Below are 19,064 nucleotides of genomic sequence, written 5' to 3' on the forward strand. Positions count from 1 at the left end.
CCCACTCAGTGCGCCAGCATATTGTGATGGACGCTGTACATGATCCACAGCGACAGCCCCACCAGCAGCGCAATGATCACCACGGAGAACACCAGCGCCGTCAGGTTCCAGCGTTGTTGCGGTGAGAAGTTGAGGTGCAGGAAATAGATCAGGTGCACGACGATCTGGATCACTGCGAATATCACCACGACCCCGGCCGTTATCGGCTTGGGCAGCGTGGGATACATCACCAGGGCGAACGGAATGACGGTGAGGATGACCGACAGAACGAACCCGGTAAGGTAGGACTTGGCGCTGCCATGGCTGGCCTCGACGCTGCTCTGAAGACTGCTCATTTACATCACTCCAAACAGATAGACCACGGTGAACACACAGATCCACACCACGTCGAGGAAGTGCCAGAACAGGCTCAGGCAGCCCATGCGCGTGGCGTTGACCGTGGTCAGGCCGTTGCGTTGAACCTGGAACATCACCACGGCCATCCATAGCAGCCCCGTGGTGACGTGCAGGCCGTGGGTGCCGACCAGCGTGAAGAAGCCGGTGAGGAATGCGCTGCGGTTGGGACCGTTGCCTTCGGCGATGAGCTTGTGGAACTCGTAGACCTCCATGCCGATGAAGGCCAGGCCGAGGACGAAAGTCAGGCCGAGCCAGGCCAGCACCTTTTGCTTCTGGCCGGCGCTCAACGCGAGCATGGCGAAGCCGTAGGTGATGCTGCTGAACAGCAGGATAAAAGTTTCCGTCAGGACGTAGGGCAATTCGAAGATGTCGGCGGCACCCGGGCCGCCGGCGACGCTCTGGCCGAGTACCGCATAGGTCGCAAACAACGTTGCGAACAGGATGCAGTCGGTCATCAAATAGACCCAGAATCCGAACAAGGTCATGGAGCCCGTGTCCGCGTGGCCGTGTTCTGATTCCGGTGCGGTGGCGTCTGGCTGAACGAGATTGGACATGGATCAGGCCTCCGCCAACGCCTTGATGCGTTGATTTTCGATCCGCGCCACCTCTTCGGCAGGGACGTAGTAATCGATATCGTCGTCGGCGCTGCGCCAGATGACGCCCGCGATGGTCGCGACCAGCCCCACGATGACCAGCCACCAGATATGCCAGACCAGGGCAAAGCACATGACCAGGCTGAACAGGCTGATGACCAGGCCCATGCTCGTGTTGCGCGGCATGTGGATGCTCTGGAAGTCGGCCTCGACGGCGGTCTTCTGGCCGCGCTCCTTCATGCCCCAGTAGGCATCGATGCCATCCACCACCGGTTGCTGGGCAAAGTTATAGAACGGCGGCGGCGAGGCGGTCGACCACTCCAGCGTCCGGCCGTCTCCCCACGAGTCGCCCGTCACGTCGCGGTTCTGATGACGATGGCGGATGCTGAAGAAGAACTGCAGGATCTGGCAGACGACGCCGCACAAGATGATGCCGACGCCGAGCAACTCCACTTCGAGCCAAGGCCGCCATTCTGGAACGTCGAAATGGTTCAGGCGCCGGGTCATGCCCATGAAGCCAAGGAAGTAGGACGGCATGAAGGCGAAGTAGAAGCCGGTGATCCAGCACCAGAACGCCGCCCGGCCCAGGCCGTCATGGAGCTTGAAGCCGAAGGCTTTCGGGAACCAGTAGGTCAGGCCGCACAGGTAGCCGAACACGGCGCCACCGATGATCACGTTATGGAAGTGGGCGATCAGGAACAAGCTGTTGTGCAACAGGAAATCCGCGCCCGGCACCGCCAGCAACACGCCGGTCATGCCGCCGATGCTGAAGGTGACGATAAAGCCGACCGTCCATAGCATCGGCGTTTCGAAGCGCACCCGCCCACGGTACATGGTGAACAGCCAGGTGAAGATTTTCACCCCGGTGGGCACGGCGATGATCATCGTCATGATGCCGAAGAACGCGTTGACGTTCGCCCCCGAGCCCATGGTGAAGAAGTGGTGCACCCAGACGATGAACGACAGGATGGTGATCACAATCGTCGCCCAGACCAGCGAGTGATAACCGAACAGGCGCTTGCGACTGAAGGTGGACGCCACCTCGGAGAAAACCCCGAACGCCGGCAGGATCAGGATGTACACCTCTGGATGGCCCCAGGCCCAGATGAGGTTGACGTACATCATCGGGTTGCCGCCCAGTTCGTTGGTGAAGAAGTGCATGTCCAGGTAGCGGTCGAGGCTGAGCATGAACAGCGTGGCGGTGAGGATCGGGAATGACGCGAGGATCAGCACCGACGTGCACAACACCGTCCAGGTGAACACCGGCATGCGGAACAGGGTCATGTCCGGGGTGCGCATCTTCAGGATGGTGACGAAGAAATTCACCCCCGTCAGCAAGGTGCCTACCCCTGATATCTGCAGTGACCATATGTAGTAATCCACCCCCACCCCGGGGCTATAGGACAATCCCGATAACGGCGGATAAGCGACCCAGCCGGTGCGGGCAAATTCACCGATCGCCAGGGAGACGTTGACCAGCATCGCACCGGCCACGAACAACCAGAAACTCAAGGCATTGAGAAACGGAAACGCCACGTCCCGCGCTCCGATCTGCAACGGCACGACGATGTTCATCAGCCCCACCACCAATGGCATCGCCATGAAAAAAATCATGATCACGCCGTGGGCGGTGAAGATCTGGTCGTAGTGTTCCGGTGGCAGATAACCGGCCGAACCGTCGGAGGCCATGGCCTGTTGGGTGCGCATCATGATCGCGTCGGAGAAGCCGCGCAGCAGCATCACCAGGGCGACGACGATGTACATCACGCCGATGCGCTTGTGATCCACCGAGGTAAACCACTCCGTCCACAGATAGGTCCACTTGCGGTAGTACGTAACGGCGCCGATGCCGGCCAGGGCGATCAACATCACGACCGCCAGGGTCCACATGATGATCGGCTCATCCGTCGGGATTGCCTCGAGGCTCAGTTTCCCAAACATGTCCTACTCCTTGCTCACTTGCTGCCCAGTCCCGACGGATGATTCGATGCGCCCTTGCATGTGCTCCATGCGATGCTCGACTTCACGGGAACGGTTCATGCCTTCGTATTTATCGATGATGCTTTGGAACAAGTCCGGCTGGATCGAGGCGTAGTGCTCCACTGGATGATTGAACGTGGGCCGGGCGAGTCGGGCATAACTGTCTTTGTCCAGGCGTGCCTGGCCCGCCCGGACGCCTGCGACCCACTTGTCGAAACCAGCGGCATCGGTGGCCAGTGTTTTGAAATGCATGTCGGAAAAACCCGGGCCGTTGTAGTTGGCGGCGATACCCCGGTATTCCCCGGCCTCGTTGGCGATCAGGTGCAGTTGAGTCTGCATGCCGGCCATGGCGTAGATCTGCCCACCCAAGGCTGGAATGAAAAACGAGGTCATGGCGCCGTCGGAGGTCACCCGGAAGTTCACCGGCGTGTCCAGCGGCATGGCCAATTCATTGACCGACGCGATGCCGAGTTCCGGGTAGATGAACAGCCACTTCCAGTCCGTCGCGATGACTTGGACCACCAGCGGCTTGACGTCCGAATCCAGCGGCCGGTAGGGGTCCAAGGCGTGGGTGGATTTCCAGGTGACCACACCCAGTACGATGATGATCAACAGCGGGACACCCCAGACCACCGTTTCTATCTTGCGCGAATGCGCCCACTCCGGCGTGTAGCGGGCTTTCTCGTTGGAGGCTCGGTACTTCACCGAAAAGACCAGGGCCATGACAATCACTGGCACCACCACCAGCAGCATCAATAACGTCGACAGGATGATCAAATTGCGCTGGTCCAGGCCGACTTGTCCCTTGGGATTGAATAACACCATGTCGCAACCACCCAGCAGCAATACTGCGGCGATCAGCAACGTCCTTGTCAGGTAACCAGGCAGTCTTGTACGCATAATCCGACGCTTCGCTTATGGTTGGTTTTCAAGTTGCCGGGCAATCAGATCTTTGATCGCCAGTCGTTGCGCCTTGAGTTTGCGAATGTCGTCATCTTCGACGTTACCTGCCGAGATCGACTCCGCCGCCAATACCTGGTTGTCCACATCCACGTATTGATCCAACAAGCGGTCGAGTTCCGGATCCTGTTGTCGACGCTCCTGAATGGCTTCTTTGCTGCAATTCAAATCCTGGTAAAGGTCGTGAGAAGCAGGCATGACGCTCTCCTTTAAGAAGGAATGATGGGTCCACGATTTTTTAGAATTACGCCCTTGCCCTTAGTTGAGAGAAACATCCGGATACGGTGACGAACGGCACTGCGCCCAAAAAAAGCCCACTTAACGTGGGCAAAAGGGAAGTCTTGGACGCAAGGTTGGATCAGCTTGACTGCCTGCCGGCGGCAGAAGGCATGACGGTGGAGTCGGCGCGCACCGTGGGAGCCTGGGCCACGGCCCGCTCCCATTCCCTGGCATCGTGGCTACAGAAAACCTGCACCTTGCGCTCGTGCGCCAATGCCAGTTCACGCAAGCGACTCTGGTTAAGCACGCGAGCCGAGCGGTCGGTGTCCATCATGAACTGATAGAAGCGCATCCCCGGCGGGCAATGGCGTTCGAGTTGATGGACTTCATCGTGGAAGAAGTACGCATCGCCGGCGTGGAGCATCCAGCCGTCGGTGGTACGCAGGGCAATGCCGGCGTGACCGGCGGTGTGGCCCTGCAACGGCACCAGGAAAATATCTTCTTCCTCGGCCCCCACCAGGGCACGCACCGAATCGAAGCCGAACCAGGTGTCGCCCTCGGTGGCATAGAACTCCCAGTTATCCACGCCCTGCCACTGACGCGCCTGGAACCGCCGACGCCCAATCCAACTGCTGGCGTCGCGCGCGGCGGCCATTTCATCGCGCATGACATGTACCCGTGCCTGGGGAAAATCCTGCAGCCCGCCGGCGTGATCGAAGTCCAGATGAGTGAGCAGGATGTGCCGCACATCATGGGCGTCGAAACCCAGGCGACGTATCTGATCCAGCGCGGTGAGGCGATGCTCGAACTTGATGTTGTTGAACACCCGGAAGAATCGACTCAGCCGCTCAGGGGTCTGGATATCCCGTTGGCCGAAACCGGTGTCCACCAGGATCAAGCCGTTGGTATCGGTTTCAATCAGCAGGCAATGACACACCAGGCAGGCCGTCAGCCCCCGGCTGTAACCATCGAACAACGCCCCGCCCACCGGGCACATGCAACCGCAGTTCAGATGGTGGACGCGCATGGGTGGCCTCCTTTGGCGGGCGAGCATTTGTTTCGGTTTGTTGATCGACTCTTTGAAATCGACTGGGAGGCACCGGGGGAATTCCGCAAAGGCGACGGGCGGCGAGGCACTGGTGTGGCGGGGAGCTTGCACCCGCTGGGGCGCCAAGCGCCCCTCTGAACCAGGCGCTGCGGTGTGTCAGTTAGACATATGAGGCTGCTGCGCAGCCCATCGGGGATAAATCCCCTCACCACAAAAGAGCAGCGGTCAGTCGAGGATCAGGTGCGGCAGGAACCGGCTTGAATCTTTGGTGATCAGGCTGTTGTCTTCCCGCACGCCGATGCCGGCGGCTTGGTCGCCGATGACCCACGAACCGATCAGCGTGTAGCTGTCGTCAAAGCGGGGCAATGGGGCGAATTCCTGAAGGATGAAAGGCGCGTCGGTGTAGGGGCCGTCTTCTTTTACGATCAGGCCGTCAGCGGTCTGGAGCTCGATGTTGGCGCCCTCGCGCGAAAAGAACGGCTTGCGCACCCAGCCCTTGGGCACGGCCTTGCCCGGGTCAGTGTCCAGGTGAGCGGCGAGCAGGTTCGGGTGGCCTTTGTTGAATTCCCACAGCAGCGGCAGGATGCCTTTGTTGGAGATGATCGACTTCCAGGCCGGCTCGAAAAACTGCGTGTCGCTCTGGGCAATCGCTGCGCCAAAAGGCTCATGGAAGATGAACTCCCAGGCATGCAATTTGAACAGGTGAGGAATCCAGCGCTCCTCCAGATCAACGAAACGCCCATCGCTGTTGAGGCCGATGTCTTCGACATCGATGTGCCGCGACTCGATGCCGACTTTTTCCGCGATCAGGCGCAAGTAGTCCGTGGTGCCCTTGTCTTCCACCGAGCCTTTCATCGAGGCGAAATAGAACGGTTCTTTGAGCTGCAACTGGGCAAAGGCCTGGTGCAGCTTGGTGTCGATGCTGTTGAACTGGTCGGCGTGGGCCGGCAACAAACCGCGCTCGATGCATTGTTCCAACCAGCCCCACTGGAACGCCGCCGCCTCGTAGAGGCTGGTCGGCGTGTCGTAGTTGAGCTCCAACAGCTTGGCGGGACCCGTGCCGTTGTAGGAGAAATCCATGCGCCCGTACAGATGCGGATGGCCTTCGAGCCATGAGGTACGCACCAGATCGAAGAACGGCGCGGGGATGCTCAGGCGCTCCAGCAACTCTTCGCTCTGGACCACCCGGGCCACCAGGTCCATGCACATCTCGTGGATCTCGGTGGTCGAGTCTTCCAGGTCGTCCTCGATCTGCCTGAGGGTGAATTGGTAGTACGCGCTTTCGTCCCAATAGGGTTCGTCGTCGATGGTGTGGAACAGAAAGCCGAGTTGCTCGGCCGTCTGTTTCCAGTCATGACGTTCTGCGCAATGGATCTTCTTCATGGCCCTGGTTCCTCAGCCGCCGGAGCTGCTCGAACCGCCCCAACCGCTGCGGGCGCTGGACTTGCTGCCGAAGCCACCGCGAGACGTGGAGGAAGCGACGGACATCGGCTTGCTGGTCTTGATGGAGTCGGTGTAGCTGCCGTAGCGCGCCTGGTTGGACTTGGTAAAGGTCGACCCCTGGGATACCCGCTGGCTCAGCGTCGAGGAGCCATAGTCACCGCGATCATCGCGATAGCGGTAGACCGGTTCGGAGTAATAGCTGTTGCGGTTGCCGCTGAGCATGTTGCCGATCAGCATGCCCGTCAGCAGGTTACCGAAGCCTGAACCCCCCACGTTCGCTTCCGACGCCGGCAATTGCGCCCTGGCGGCGTCCACCTGGGATTGGGTGACCTCGCCATCGGCGCTCAGCTCGAAACCACCCAGCTTGGGGATGAACTTGCCGGCCGAGTCCTGCTGGCACCAATCGGCGACGAAGTCGGCATCGCAATCGGCCTGATTGTCGTACACCGGTGCAATGCGGCGATGCTCAGTCATGGCGGTCATGTAGGCGTCGGCACAAATGTCCACCGGCAGCTTTTCATCGACACATTGCTGGACAGACTGGAAGTTGTATTTCTTCTGCAGCTTGTAGGTTTTTTCCGTTGGCCCGCAGCCGGATATCGCCAGGGCGACCGACGCGGCCAGCGAAAGCTGGACGTACTTGCTTCGTTTCATCGGGTTCTCCGTGGCGCAATCAGTTGGAGGAAGGCGTCATGCACGCGGCGTTCAACATGCCGACGCTGATGGCCACGGCGGCGATATAGATACCCGCCGCAAGCTCGCCCTTGCGGATGCGTTCGGAAGCGCCCTTGAGCACCAGGCTGGTGACCAGGAATGCCAACAATTGGACGAACGCGGCAATCACGGCCCAGACGATGAAATCCAGCATGTTGACCGAGTAGGCAATCACGTTGCTGGCCGGGATGGCGAAACCGATGATCGCGCCGCCCAGGGCCACAGCTGCGGCAACGTTGCCCGAACGGATCAGTTCAAACTCCTTGTGCGGGGTGATGCGCGTATAGATGAACTGGAACAGCGCAAACAGCACGGCGGCGCCAAGGATGTAGAGAACGAAGCCGAGCACGGCGGCTTTGTTCAGGGAAATGGAAAGCGCTTCAAGCATGACTTCTTCCTTTTTAAATGACGTTCAAATCGGTGGTGTACAGCGAAATGCCCAACGAAGTACTCAGGCTGACGCTGCCTTCGGCGTCTTCTTCGACCGAGAACAACAAGAACTCCCGGCGATCCGTCAGTCCGGTGTCGCGGGCATACAACATCGAGCGATGCTCGATGCTGTAGGACTCGTCCGGATTAGTCAGGCTTTCGCTCAACCCCACCAGTTCTGTCTGGCCAGGTTCGGTACCCCATTCGCGGGTGTATTCGACGCCGTTGTGGGTGTAGGTCGGCAGGCCGATCAAGCTGTCGGGGCCGGCCAGGCGACGCAGCTCCGCCTCGCTGTTGAGGGTGACGTAACTGAGGTAATTGAACAGGATCACCGACTCGACCTGCCCGGCGACGGCGCCGCTGGTGTGCACTTGCAGCCAGTAGTCCTCGTCGTTCATGTAGCAGCGGGTCAGCCAGTTCGACTGCCCGAGGTCGACGATGCCCAGGCTCCAGATTTCCTGGGCTCCCGGGATGATTACGGCGCTATTACCGTCGAGCAACAACTTCAACGTGGTATCGAACACCACGCCTTTGCCTGAGGCCAGGCCCAGCGGACCTTCGGCTGGCAGGTTTGCGCCGGCCGTCCGGTTGGAAGAGTTGTTCGCGTTCGGGGCCTCGAGCCCCATCAACTGTTTAAACCACCCCATGGGAAATTTCCTTGAGACGCGTGGAGGCGATGTAAAAGAGTTCGCCACCCTCGACGCGCGTGGCGCCGGGCGGATTGATCGAAGGTTGTCGGGCGCCTTTGGCGCGGTAGCCGATCAGCGTAGCGTTATGCTGTTCTTTCATCCGGGCGTACAGCTCGCCGAACGTTGCCTCAAAAGCCTCGGGCAGTTTCATCAAGTACTGGGTCGCGCCTTGGCCGACGCACAGCAATTCATTGATGACCACTGACGAACCCGGGTCTTGGGAAGAACGCACCAGCATTTCAATGGCCATGCTCGACGTGCATTCCAGGCTTGGCGCATAGGCGCTGGCGAGTGCGGCGATTTCGCTGTCGTTGAAGTGGGCGACCACATGCCCGGCCGGCCCCAGTTGATTGACCGCCAGCACGGTGGCCAGGGTCAAGTCGTCGGAGTGGGTTCGCACCAGCACGCGCTCGGCGCCCGGCACGCCGGCGCGCTGCAACAGGGCGACGGAGGACAGGCTGTCGCCCTTGATGAACGATGCCTTGCCGGGCATGGGGTTTTCTTCGAGGTCGCAATCGCAGATGACGATCAGGTTGTCGTTGGACGTTTCGTCCTGAAGCAACAACTCGATGACCCGCTCGCTCGAAGTATCTTCCCAGCCGATGAGGACGGTGTGGCCGGTCTGGCCGGTGAAATCGCCTTTGCCCTTCATGCCTTTTCTCCATACATCGATGACGCTGCTGGTGGTTTTACCGATGGCTGCCGTCAGCAGCGCAATACCCCCGAGCATGACCCAGGTCGCCACGAACACCCGTCCCGCCGCTGTCTGTGGCGCGAGATCGCCATAGCCGACGGTGAGTGTGGTGGTGAGATAGAAGTAGATAAACGTGGCGGCGGCGATGAGGTGTTGCTCGCCCAGCAGCACCAGCCCGATCCAGGCCGTGGAGAGGTGAACGCCCAGCGCAATGACCAGCCCCACCCAACCGAACCGATGGAAGAACGACGATGCGTAGGTGCGCAGCAAAAGGAAGATCGACATTCGTCCCTGACTCCGTGGGGCTTTGTTCCTGGGCGGGGTACTCGCTCTGCTGCCTGCTTGCTCGAGCGTAGTGGCCGGACAGCATTAAACCTGCTGCGGGGCTTGGATAGAAGTACCTGCACCGCAATTAAATTCGTCGGGCGGCGGACACTGATGTGGCGAGGGAGCTTGCTCCCGCTGGAGCGCGAAGCGGCCCCCATAAATGGGACTGCTGCGCAGTCCAGCGGGAGCAAGCTCCCTTTCCACAGGTCTTGTGTTCGGCCTGCCCTGATCAGCTCAACCAGCTCATTCAGCCGACTTTTTCTTCAGGCGCTCCAGGATCGCATTGGCGCTGCCTTCGTTCGGCGTGATGCCGGCGTCGCGCAGCTTGCGCTCAAGATCAGAGCCGGTCGAAGCTTCGGCCAGCTCGTCCTGGGCTTGCAGTTCTGCCGCGCGCTGTTGCTGCTTGGCCTGCAAGCGGTTGAGCGTACCGACAGCGGTTTCCAGCTTGCCATTGGCGCCGCCGCTGGCGATCGAGGCACTGACCTGGGCTTTCTGCACGCTCTCACGGGCCTTGGCCATGTCCACCTGCTGGCGCAGGCTTTTGATGCGGCTTTCGGCCTTGGTGATGTCCTTGCGCATGTTGTCAGCGTAACCGCCGAACTCAGTCGCGTGCTTTTGCTCGGCATCGAGTTCATTGGTCAGGGTCGAAATGGCTTCGGCCACTTCCAGCGCCAGGTCTTCGCGGTTGGCCTGGATCGCGGCCAAGGCCTTGGCTTCCAGATCCTTGATCTTGGCGTTGTATTCGCCGACGCGATCGGTCGCCAGCTTGTGCTTGGCCATGATGGTGACCAGCTCGCGTTTGGCGTTGGCCAGCGCACTGTCGGCGTCGCGGATTTCCTGGTCGAGGATGCGCAGGGCCTGTTGATCGACGATCGATTCGCCGACTTCGTTGGCACCGCCGCGCAGCGCGGTGAACAATTTGCTCCAGATGGACTGAGTCATTGGATAGTTCCTGTTCGGCGAATTAGATGAAGAAGCGTTCGAAGGCTTCGCTGGCGCGCTGGACGTTGTCGACGAGAGTTTTGACCTCGGTCACGACGTTGGTCAGGCTGGAATCGGAGCTCAGGGCACCGAACATGTTGTAGACGACTTGCCCGTTGGGCATGGACTCGATACCGATCGAGGACAGCGGGAACATCTCCCGGCTGCGCAAGACCGCATCATTGAACGCGGCGACGTCATTGATCGATTCCACGTCCACCAGAACGGTGTCGACGATGATCTGTTCGCCCACGACGGCGATGTAAATCGGCAAGCCGCCGAAATCGTTCATTTCCAGCTTGATGCTGGATTCCGAACCTTGAACGAGGGAAAGAGTGATGTCGTTCGCAACCACCTCGTCCAGGGCCTGGAGGGCGCTGTAGAGGCGATCGATGTTCCAGTTATTACCTGCGCTCATGAAATTCTCCGTCATGAATGAGCCAGCCAGGATCGGTTGGCGTAGCTGCTTCTCCATCTGCTTGAGCAGGCTTCGGTTTTCGGGAAGCACCCAAGCCTCGTGTTTCACATACCCGGCGCCACTCAATCCCGCCCGCATCTGCTTCATGTAGAAGCTGGATGGCTTTTTTGCGGAAGGTTTCGAGCGCTCTCCCTTGTGGCTCGCTGAATCGGTCACAGATCCGTCAGGCGGATCGGCTGGAGAGCTGCTTTGCATGGTGCGGACCTCACTGTGAAAAACTCACGCGTGAGCCACAGTACAGGCAAGTACTAAACCTCACAATAGCTCACGCGTGAGATTTTTTGTCACAAACAAAGGTAAACCTGTGGGAGCGGGCTTGCCCGCGAAGATGGCTGCACATTCAACATCAATGGAAGCTGACACACCGATTTCGCGAGCAAGCCCGCTCCCACAGGTTATAAATTTACCAACTGATACCCATCAGCCAGGGATTGCCGAGCACGGCTTTATGGGTAGCTAAAGCTCTTGACCAACGTCAGCTCACCCACCGCCCGCATCGGCACGACGAAGGTTTCCATCTTCTCGCTCGGCGTGCCCTCTTGCGTAATGATGGTGACCTGCGCCGTGGTCAGGGCTTGTTGTGCTTGCTCCACTTGCCCGCCGCCACCTTCGCCTTCTTCACCCTCTTCGCTGTCTTCTTGGTTGCGATAACCGCCGCCGTAGTAGTTCACGTACACCAGGTACTGGCCCTTGATCGGTGCGGGCATGGACGAGATTTCCGGGCCGTAGCCGGTGGTGACGTCGACATCGAGCGCTGCGCCGTTGGGGGCGACGCGGTCGCCGTACCAGATGTGCGCGCCGTCGGGGGTGATGAGGTGCAGGTCCAGGTCGGTCCCGTCGCTGTCCCAGGTCAGCAGGACCCGCAGCTTCGCCGGTGTCGCGCCGCCGCTGGTGTTGAGGAACTGCGTGCGGTGGCGCTGCTGGCCATCAGCGCTGCGCACCTCGACGCTGTTGCTGCCGTTGGGGAACGAGAACGGCCGGTCGAAGCGCCCTTCTTCATCCAGTTTCAACGGCAGGCTCACACCATTGACGATCAGTTTGCCCGGCTCGCCCGTGTCCTTGGGCGTGCCTTTGATCTGGCCGCTGATACGAGCGGTGCTGGCCTGGCCTGGGGGCGTATTGACCGACGAGGCCGGGTAGTTGACGGTCTGGCTGTAGTTCTCGCCTTCACCGCCCGGCGCACCACTGCGCCAGCCGCCGACCGGAGTGTCGAGCTTGAGGGTGTCGGCGGCCAGGGCCGGGGGCAACGCGGTCAGGGCGCAGAGCAACAGCAAGACCTGTGGATAACGGAGTGTCATGGTCTATTCCAGCAAAAGGTGACGGGCGAGCCCTTCGATATAGGTTTCGTCCTGGCCATTGGGATGAGCTTCGAAGGCCAGGTGCAGATATTCATGGGTCAGGTCGAGACGGTCTTGCAGCGACAACACGCCGCGCACATAGATGCGCTGGCGCTCGCGGTCGACATAGGGACGGCCAAAGGCGACGCGGCAGACGGCGAAAGCGCTGATTTCGTTGTAGCCCACTTCGTTTTCCAACCGCTCACGCCAGCCCCGCCGCTGCTTGAGCAGCCAATCCTGGGCGGCGGGCAGCGCTTCGCAGGACGCCACCGGATTGTCCCAGCGGCTGAGGCTGGCGCGCGGGTAGGCGTGCAGCAGGATGGCGTCGTAGCGTTGGCCGGCGTTGGCTTGCTCCACGGCTTGGGCCCAGGACAGCTTGTCCGGGCCAGGCTGGTCGGAGTGATAAGTGACATCGGTGCCGGCCAGGACCAGGTCGCTGGTCCAGGCCGCGACGGCACGGGTTTCAGGCGTCGCCGGGCGTGGCGCGACACGCTGGCGGTGGCTGCTGTCGTCGATGCTCAGGCAATCGCCGTTGCGCTGGGCGTTTTGCAGCAGGTAGGTGCGGATCGCCACGGCCAATGCCTTGGCCGCTTCGACAGGCTCGGCCTTGGCTTCACGCTGCAGGACCCGGGCGACGTATTCCTCCCGCTCCAGTCGCGCCACTAGTTTGCCGGGCGTGAGGAACAGCTCGCCGTCGCTGTGGATATCCAACTGGTTGCCGTTGGTGAATTCAACACGGTAGTCGCCGCGCAACTGACCCGGCGAGACCGGGCGATCGCCGGACATCACCCGCTGCAAGGGATAGCGGGCAAACAGGCCGACTTCCACGCAGCGTCCGGTTTCCGCCGGCCAGCGCGACGGCAGTGCCGCCGCCAAACCTTCGCCGTACCCCTTCAATACCTGCTGGCTGGTGCCGCGCCCACCGGCCCACACCGGGGTACCGTCGGCCAGCCAACCGGCGAAACCGCCCTGGCGGGACGAGGGACCTTGGTCCCCAAGCCAGCTCCAGGTCTTGACCCGCAGACGGCTGCCCAACTCGCCGGCCAGCCGGCCATCCGCGGCGCTGAGCACCACGTCCAGCAGCACCCGACGCGCCTGATCCTGGGCCGGCAATGTCGCCAGGGCCTGGAGCAGCTCGGTGACAGGCACCTGCGTCTGGGGTTGCAGGGCCTGCAAGTCAGAGAGCCATGCCGGCGCCTGTCGGGCTTGCCAATAGTCGCGCCAGTTCGAGGCTGAGAGGCCGAGGCGCTGCGGCTCGAAATACAAGCCGCAGGACTTCACCAACGCCTGGTCGCGAGCGATGCTCTGCCCGGCAGTGCAGCAGTAGACTTCTTCTTTGGATTCACCGCGGCATTCGTACACCGGTTCGTGGGCATTGGTGTCCACCAGCCAGGCATAGACGAACAGCTTCCATAGGCTGCCCAGCGGCGCCTGCAACGCGTCGGGCAGCGGCTGGCGGTCCAGCACCTGGGTCTGGCTGACCCGCAGCAATTGCCCGTCGAAGGCCAGGCGCAGCGGCTCGTCCTGCGCTGTCGCCAGCGCAGGGATCAAGCACAACAACCACCCAACCCACAGCCGACGCATATCAGTTGACCGTGACCTGACCAAGTGCCGGTTTCTGTTCCCGCGCCTGGTTCTGCGGAGCGTAGACCTGGGTGAAACGCGCCGGCGGCAAGGTGAACTGGCCCTTCTGGGAGAAGCGCACCAGGTGACGCAGGCGCAGCTCGCCACTGAGGGCATCGACCGGCACCGCATAGGCCATCTGGCCCGGCTCGAAACGAGCCTTTTCCAGGGACGTCGGCTCGCTGTCGGCTTTGCCCATCAACTGGATACCCCAGGTGGTGCGCTCCACATCCGCGCCCGGTGGCAGCGGCACTTCAAGCATGCCGTAGCGCATCGGCGTCGGCGCCTTGCTGTTGATGATCACTTCATCCAGGTAAAGGCTGTCGCTGGACAACGGTTTGTTGCCCACGGCTTCGAGCTTGAAGGTGAAGGCATCTTCGCCTGGCACCAGGCGCGACAGGCGACGGGTAATAGTCACCGGTATCGAGACCACGGATGGCTGTTGGCTCTGGAAGCTCAATGCAGCCTGCAGTGGGCGTTCCTGGGCGCCGTTGAGGGTCAGTTGGGTCGGCAACTGCGCGCCCTGCCACTGCCAGTAGGTTTCACCGGTAGGACCTTGCTGGGCTTTCCAGCCTTCGCCCGGAGCCAGGGCCACGGCCGGCGCAGCCTGTTCGATGCTGCGTTGCAGCCAGGTCAAGGCCAGGGCCCGTTCCAGGGTCGATTGTTGCGGCAGCACACGCTGCAGCAAGGCGCTGGCGCGGGCCTGATCGAAGGTTTGCAACGACATGAGCAAGGCTTCGACGAACGGCTGCGAGCTGACATTCAATTGCTGTTGCGCGGTCTCAGCCTGGCGACTGAAAGCGGCCGGCAGCGGCACTTTCGCCTGTTTGGCGAGGGAAGCTGTCAGTACGCGGGCGGTGGCCAAGCCAAGGGCTGAATCCGGTGCATTCATCACCAGGCTGTCTTCGCCGCTGTCGAGCACGCTTTCGCTGCTGTCTTCACTGGCTTTCGCCAGCTCGTCCATCAGGCCGCTGAGCAAGGTGTTCACCGGCAACTGCATCTGCTTGGCGAACGACAGGATCAGCGCCCGTTGCAACAGTGGCGTATCACCGGCCTGCTTGGCATAGACCTCCAGCACCCGCTGCCAGTGTTCCGGCGGCAGGCTCAGGTCCAAGGCCTTGCTGGCGTGCCAGTCGGCGTAATAGGCGTAGGCAGTGAGGAATGCATCCGGCTCACCGTCCTGGCCCCACCAGGTGAAGCTTGCCGATGGCCCGGCCATTTGCACCAGGCGCAAGCGGCTGTTCTGCATGATCAGCCGCAAACGGTCGCGGGACTGCGAATTCGACGCCAGGGTCGGGTACGCGATGCTCAATGGCAGCAGGCGACTGGCGGTCTGCTCGACGCCACCGTAGGGGTAACTCAACAGATCATCCAGGGCGGAGCGGAACAGCGCTTGCGGACTGTCGTCCAGGCGCAGGCGGATATCGCTGGCGTCAGCCGGCAGCGTCAACGGCGTGTCACCGGCGGCCACGTCGATGCGCTGGCTCTGGGTCACCAGCCAGCCATTGCCGCTGGCGTTCAAGTGCACGGCCAGGGCGTCCTGGGTTTCACCGTTCAACTGCAGCTGCACGGTCAGGTCGCCATTGCTCAGCTCAAGGGCCGGCAGCGCGACATAATTGATGCCATTTTTCAGGTCCGCCACCACCCGTTGCTCGGCACCGGCGTAACGGATCAACAGCTCGGCCTTCAGCGGTTTTTCAGACTGGCTGAACGCGAACAGGCCCAGTTGCGGTTTGTCGCCGGCACGGAAGCGGGTCGGGCCGCTCCACTTCAGGTACAGCGGTTTTTCCGAAGCGATGAACTGCTTCTTCTGCCCCACTTGACCGTCGTCGGCAATGGCCCGGGCCGTGATGCGCCAGCGGGTCAACGAGTCCGGCATCTTGAAGGTGAAGCGGGCCTTGCCGCTGGCGTCGGTGACCAGCTCCGGTTGCCATGCGGCGGTGTCCACGTCTTCGCGACGAGGCCGCTCCAGGACCTTGACGCCGCGTTCACTGCGGTTGGCCTTGCCCGGCGCGCCGGGGCTGCCTGGTAACGCCACGTCGTAGCTGATGAACGACAGGCTGGCGCTGGTGCGCACGTTGTTGCGACGCGGGTGATAGAAGAACTGGTCGATGGTCGGCGCCACTTCCGGTTGCAGGGCGTAGACCATTTCGTCGACGACGCTGACGGTCAGGTGCGCCGGAATCGCCTTGCCGGCGAACTGGGTGCTCAGGTCCACGGTCACCGTGTCGCCCGGCCGATAAGTCGGTTTGTCGGTGACGACGGCCACATCGATCTGCGGTGTCACCACTTTGATGCCGGCGTTCTGGAAGCTGTATTGGCCACCCTTGGTGTACAGCACCGAGAAGGTCAGGTTCGGCGCGAAGTTATCTTTCACCGGGATGCGCGCGCGATATTGGGTGTCGCTGAGTCTCTCCATTTTCAGCCAGTCGCCGCCCTTGGACAGCAGCGCGGTGGACTCGACCTTGTCGCGTTCCAATGACAGCAACGCATCGCTGATCGGCTCCGGAAAGGTGATCAGGGCGAGCGCTTCGTCGCCGGCCTTGTATTCGGCTTTATCGAGGACGATCTCGACGGTGCCGGGCACGGCCTTGATGCCTTCGCCGGTCACCGCGTGGGCGGCGGCGCCAATCACCCGGCCGTGGTCGTCCTTGAGCGTCAGGTTATAGGTACCGGGACGGTCGAAGGTCAGGCTGAAGCCTTTATCCTTGGCCGCCAGTTTGCCTTCGCCGGTGCTCTGGTCTTCCAGCCGCACCCACGCGTAGCTGCCCGGCGTCACGGCTTTGGCTTGTTCGTTGCCGCCTTCGTTGGCGTAGCTGAACGCTACCTTCTGGCCGACGGCGCTGAAACGCTGGGGCGCGCCGAGGCGGAAATTCGCCGCGCCACGGTCGATGAGGATTTCCTTGGTGGTCTTGACCCGGTACGCCGCGCCATCGCTGGCGAACACGGTGAGGGTATAACGGCTTGGTTTGTCGGCGGCCGGCAGGTCGAGGGTCGCGTTGCCCTTGGCATCGGTGGTCACTTCGCTGCTGGTCAGCTCGACCGGGAATTGCCCCAGGTATTGCAGCTCGTTATCGACCATCGACAATTGCTGCGCCCGCAGGCTCAGGCTCACCGTAGCGTTGACCACGGGTTTGCCATCCGGGTACAGCAGCACCAGATTGCCCTTGACCGGCTCGCCGGTGCGGTAGTCCTGCTTGGCCAGGTTCAGGGCGATTTCGAAGTGCGGCTTGATGTATTCGGCCACACGGAAAGCGCTGCTGTAGAGCTGGTCCTTGTAGCTGAAGCGCAGTTCATAGCCGCCGGCCACGGCGTTTTCCGGCAGTTGGAAACGGCCTTGGGTGCCGGCCTTGGAGTCCAGCTTCAGGGACAGGGTCTGCAACGCGGTGCCGGTGGCGTCCAGCACGCTGACGTTGACGTCGGCGGCGGTCGGTTGCACCGAATCGCGGGCATTCTTGAATTCACGCCCGACGATCTTCAGCGAGACCCAATCCCCCGGCCGATACAGCGGACGGTCGGTGAAGGCAAAAAGCTTGGTGTCGTAGATTTCGCTGTCGTAGTAGAAGTTTTCGGAGACGAATACACCGCCCTCCTCGTCTTCGCCAATGACGAACGAACGCTCCGGGCTGACGTGCTTGAGGCGCAGCAAGCCATCTTCATCGGTGGCACCGCTGCTCATCACGCCCAGCCCGTCGGTCCACAGCACGTTGACCTTGGGCACCGAACGCCCTTCATGCTTGCGCGCGGCCCAGACCAGCAACTCGTCGCCGGCAATCTTGCTCACCGCCACGGTGTTGGAGACAAAGACCATGGTCGTCGCGCGGTATTTGCCGATCAGTGCTTCCACCAGGTACAGGCCCGGTTTCAACTGGCCCAGCGGCACGTAGACGTTGCCCGGCGCGACACTGACGAATTCACTGGAGGAACCGGCCAGGTTGACGCCAGCCGGCGGCTGGATCGGCTTGGCCTGCCACAGCGGATAACGGAACTGGCTGACCACCGGCAAACCCGGGATCAAGGCAAATTGTGCCGGCGCGTCGTACGGGGTCGGCGCCACCAGGGCATCGCCGATCTTCAGCTCGGGCACTTCCTCGGTCACCTGTTGGCGGGACTCGTAGGAGAACGCCCGCTGCATCACCCGACGGGACTTGCGATACCAGTTGTCCCACAGGTACGCGAGGGTGTTCGACAGGCCTTCACCCTTGAACTGGCCGTCGCTGACTACACGATGGAGGTTTTTCTGGCGCTTGAGGAAATCCAGTGGCTTGTCGATGCGATAGACGCGGATATCGGCGCCGCCGTAGGGCTCCATGCGGAACCGGCGGTAATCGCGGCCCGGCGCTTCAAGGCGAACCATGGCCTGCTCGTCGCTGGCAAAGCTGCTGTCGGCCAGCAGGAAGAAGCTTTCACCGGCCACTGGCGTGTAGCCGCTGGGCTCCACGGTGTCTTCGGCGTTGACGACAGGCGCCAGCAACAGGGCAAACAACAGTGGCAATTTTGAACACAAGCGCAGCATGCGGGCACCGGTCATTGGGAGAGAAAGTTGAGTCGATAGACGCCGATGAAGTTGGGGTTGGCTGCGTCGGGTATCCATCGGGTGTCCTTCCAGTTCATGAGTTGTTGCAGGCTTGCGGAGCGCATGCCGTTGTCGGTAGGGGTTGTGGTGCCGGTGTGATAGGCGATGTAGCGACCCATCCAGATCATCAGGTGCTGGTCGTCGCCCTGGTCGAAGAACATCAGGTCGCCGGGGCGGGCCTGGGCGACATCGCGGCCCACCAGGCGACTGTTGAACTGGATCAGCTTGATGGCGTTGACGTAGGGCCCGACCTTGCCGCCGCCCTGCTGCCATTGCTGGGCGAGGCGCCGTTGCGCATCGCTCAGTGGCAATTCCGGCGGCAGGTAGCGATTGGACAGGCCATTGCTGCGCAGCCACTTGTCGTCGTGGATCTTCAGCGCTTCGTTGGCAGCAAAGCGCACCAGCCCGGCACAATCCTGTTGGTACCAGCGCGGGCTCGGGCCTTTGCTCAGTTGTTCCTGGGCAATGCGCACGAACCAGGCGCGAAACACCTGGGATTGCTCCACGTCCAGTGACGGCGCCTCGATGGCAAGCGCAGGCCTGCCCAGCAGCAACGCCAGCATCAGCAGCCATCGGG

Annotated in this window: 17 protein-coding genes; all 17 read right to left on the reverse strand. The window is 61.6% G+C overall.

The window, feature by feature from the left end:
- Positions 1-5 precede the first annotated feature (5 nt).
- The 17 genes from cyoD to AD663_RS24000 all read right to left on the reverse strand — a co-directional run bounded on the left by cyoD (position 6) and on the right by AD663_RS24000 (position 19,050).
- Entirely contained in the window at positions 6-335 is a 330-nt protein-coding gene (gene cyoD / locus AD663_RS29140; protein ID WP_053214663.1) for a cytochrome o ubiquinol oxidase subunit IV, read from the reverse strand.
- Positions 336-950 (reverse strand): cytochrome o ubiquinol oxidase subunit III, encoded by a 615-nt coding sequence (cyoC, locus tag AD663_RS29145; RefSeq protein ID WP_003185880.1) that lies wholly within the window; start codon positions 948-950, stop codon positions 336-338.
- A 3-nt stretch (positions 951-953) separates the two neighbouring features.
- Positions 954-2,930 (reverse strand): cytochrome o ubiquinol oxidase subunit I, encoded by a 1,977-nt coding sequence (gene cyoB / locus AD663_RS23930; protein WP_053214664.1) that lies wholly within the window; start codon positions 2,928-2,930, stop codon positions 954-956.
- A gap of 3 nt (positions 2,931-2,933) precedes the next feature.
- Positions 2,934-3,872, reverse strand: a complete 939-nt coding sequence (gene cyoA, locus AD663_RS23935) for a ubiquinol oxidase subunit II (protein ID WP_371261241.1) — start codon at positions 3,870-3,872, stop codon at positions 2,934-2,936.
- A gap of 12 nt (positions 3,873-3,884) precedes the next feature.
- Positions 3,885-4,127 carry a YdcH family protein gene (locus tag AD663_RS23940; RefSeq protein WP_003185887.1) on the reverse strand — a complete coding sequence of 81 codons (243 nt, stop codon included), beginning with the start codon at positions 4,125-4,127 and terminating at the stop codon, positions 3,885-3,887.
- A 160-nt stretch (positions 4,128-4,287) separates the two neighbouring features.
- Complete coding sequence (locus AD663_RS23945; RefSeq protein WP_003185889.1) at positions 4,288-5,175, reverse strand: MBL fold metallo-hydrolase; 888 nt, start codon at positions 5,173-5,175, stop codon at positions 4,288-4,290.
- Between the two features lie 246 nt (positions 5,176-5,421).
- Positions 5,422-6,579, reverse strand: coding sequence for a glutathionylspermidine synthase family protein (locus tag AD663_RS23950; protein WP_053214666.1), 1,158 nt, complete (start codon positions 6,577-6,579; stop codon positions 5,422-5,424).
- 12 nt (positions 6,580-6,591) lie between these two features.
- Positions 6,592-7,293: a DUF1190 domain-containing protein gene (locus tag AD663_RS23955; RefSeq protein WP_053214667.1), complete on the reverse strand. Its 702-nt coding sequence runs from the start codon at positions 7,291-7,293 to the stop codon at positions 6,592-6,594.
- A gap of 19 nt (positions 7,294-7,312) precedes the next feature.
- A complete protein-coding gene (locus tag AD663_RS23960; protein ID WP_003185894.1) occupies positions 7,313-7,741 on the reverse strand; it encodes a DUF350 domain-containing protein in 429 nt (142 codons plus the stop codon).
- A gap of 13 nt (positions 7,742-7,754) precedes the next feature.
- On the reverse strand, positions 7,755-8,429 hold the full coding sequence (locus AD663_RS23965) for a DUF2491 family protein (protein ID WP_003185896.1): 675 nt from the start codon (positions 8,427-8,429) through the stop codon (positions 7,755-7,757).
- Positions 8,416-9,450 (reverse strand): ion channel, encoded by a 1,035-nt coding sequence (locus AD663_RS23970; RefSeq protein ID WP_053214668.1) that lies wholly within the window; start codon positions 9,448-9,450, stop codon positions 8,416-8,418. Before AD663_RS23970 ends, AD663_RS23965 begins: the two co-directional genes overlap by 14 nt.
- A gap of 285 nt (positions 9,451-9,735) precedes the next feature.
- On the reverse strand, positions 9,736-10,434 hold the full coding sequence (locus AD663_RS23975; RefSeq protein ID WP_003185899.1) for a PspA/IM30 family protein: 699 nt from the start codon (positions 10,432-10,434) through the stop codon (positions 9,736-9,738).
- Between the two features lie 22 nt (positions 10,435-10,456).
- Positions 10,457-11,038 (reverse strand): YjfI family protein, encoded by a 582-nt coding sequence (locus AD663_RS23980; protein ID WP_088021799.1) that lies wholly within the window; start codon positions 11,036-11,038, stop codon positions 10,457-10,459.
- Positions 11,039-11,397: 359 nt separating this feature from the next.
- The gene (locus AD663_RS23985; RefSeq protein ID WP_003185903.1) at positions 11,398-12,249 is read right to left on the reverse strand and encodes a YfaP family protein; all 852 of its coding nucleotides are present in this window, start codon (positions 12,247-12,249) and stop codon (positions 11,398-11,400) included.
- Positions 12,250-12,252: 3 nt separating this feature from the next.
- Positions 12,253-13,872, reverse strand: coding sequence for a DUF2300 domain-containing protein (locus tag AD663_RS23990; RefSeq protein ID WP_003185906.1), 1,620 nt, complete (start codon positions 13,870-13,872; stop codon positions 12,253-12,255).
- Between the two features lies 1 nt (position 13,873).
- The gene (locus tag AD663_RS23995; RefSeq protein ID WP_003185908.1) at positions 13,874-18,442 is read right to left on the reverse strand and encodes an alpha-2-macroglobulin; all 4,569 of its coding nucleotides are present in this window, start codon (positions 18,440-18,442) and stop codon (positions 13,874-13,876) included.
- Positions 18,439-19,050 carry a DUF1175 domain-containing protein gene (locus AD663_RS24000; RefSeq protein WP_225970886.1) on the reverse strand — a complete coding sequence of 204 codons (612 nt, stop codon included), beginning with the start codon at positions 19,048-19,050 and terminating at the stop codon, positions 18,439-18,441. Before AD663_RS24000 ends, AD663_RS23995 begins: the two co-directional genes overlap by 4 nt.
- Positions 19,051-19,064 lie beyond the last annotated feature (14 nt).

The sequence above is a fragment of the Pseudomonas sp. Q12-87 genome, assembly GCF_001269755.1.
Taxonomy (GTDB): domain Bacteria; phylum Pseudomonadota; class Gammaproteobacteria; order Pseudomonadales; family Pseudomonadaceae; genus Aquipseudomonas; species Aquipseudomonas fluorescens_S.

Bases quoted from the DNA above. Each gene is read 5' to 3' on its own strand.
- AD663_RS24000 (WP_225970886.1), bottom strand. From the start codon at position 19,050: ATGCTGGCGTTGCTGCTGGGCAGGCCTGCGCTTGCCATCGAGGCGCCG.
- AD663_RS23995 (WP_003185908.1), bottom strand. From the start codon at position 18,442: ATGACCGGTGCCCGCATGCTGCGCTTGTGTTCAAAATTGCCACTGTTG.
- AD663_RS23990 (WP_003185906.1), bottom strand. From the start codon at position 13,872: ATGCGTCGGCTGTGGGTTGGGTGGTTGTTGTGCTTGATCCCTGCGCTG.
- cyoD (WP_053214663.1), bottom strand. From the start codon at position 335: ATGAGCAGTCTTCAGAGCAGCGTCGAGGCCAGCCATGGCAGCGCCAAG.
- AD663_RS23970 (WP_053214668.1), bottom strand. From the start codon at position 9,450: ATGTCGATCTTCCTTTTGCTGCGCACCTACGCATCGTCGTTCTTCCAT.
- cyoC (WP_003185880.1), bottom strand. From the start codon at position 950: ATGTCCAATCTCGTTCAGCCAGACGCCACCGCACCGGAATCAGAACAC.
- AD663_RS23940 (WP_003185887.1), bottom strand. From the start codon at position 4,127: ATGCCTGCTTCTCACGACCTTTACCAGGATTTGAATTGCAGCAAAGAA.
- AD663_RS23945 (WP_003185889.1), bottom strand. From the start codon at position 5,175: ATGCGCGTCCACCATCTGAACTGCGGTTGCATGTGCCCGGTGGGCGGG.
- AD663_RS23975 (WP_003185899.1), bottom strand. From the start codon at position 10,434: ATGACTCAGTCCATCTGGAGCAAATTGTTCACCGCGCTGCGCGGCGGT.
- AD663_RS23965 (WP_003185896.1), bottom strand. From the start codon at position 8,429: ATGGGGTGGTTTAAACAGTTGATGGGGCTCGAGGCCCCGAACGCGAAC.
- AD663_RS23955 (WP_053214667.1), bottom strand. From the start codon at position 7,293: ATGAAACGAAGCAAGTACGTCCAGCTTTCGCTGGCCGCGTCGGTCGCC.
- AD663_RS23985 (WP_003185903.1), bottom strand. From the start codon at position 12,249: ATGACACTCCGTTATCCACAGGTCTTGCTGTTGCTCTGCGCCCTGACC.
- AD663_RS23960 (WP_003185894.1), bottom strand. From the start codon at position 7,741: ATGCTTGAAGCGCTTTCCATTTCCCTGAACAAAGCCGCCGTGCTCGGC.
- cyoB (WP_053214664.1), bottom strand. From the start codon at position 2,930: ATGTTTGGGAAACTGAGCCTCGAGGCAATCCCGACGGATGAGCCGATC.
- AD663_RS23980 (WP_088021799.1), bottom strand. From the start codon at position 11,038: ATGAAGCAGATGCGGGCGGGATTGAGTGGCGCCGGGTATGTGAAACAC.
- AD663_RS23950 (WP_053214666.1), bottom strand. From the start codon at position 6,579: ATGAAGAAGATCCATTGCGCAGAACGTCATGACTGGAAACAGACGGCC.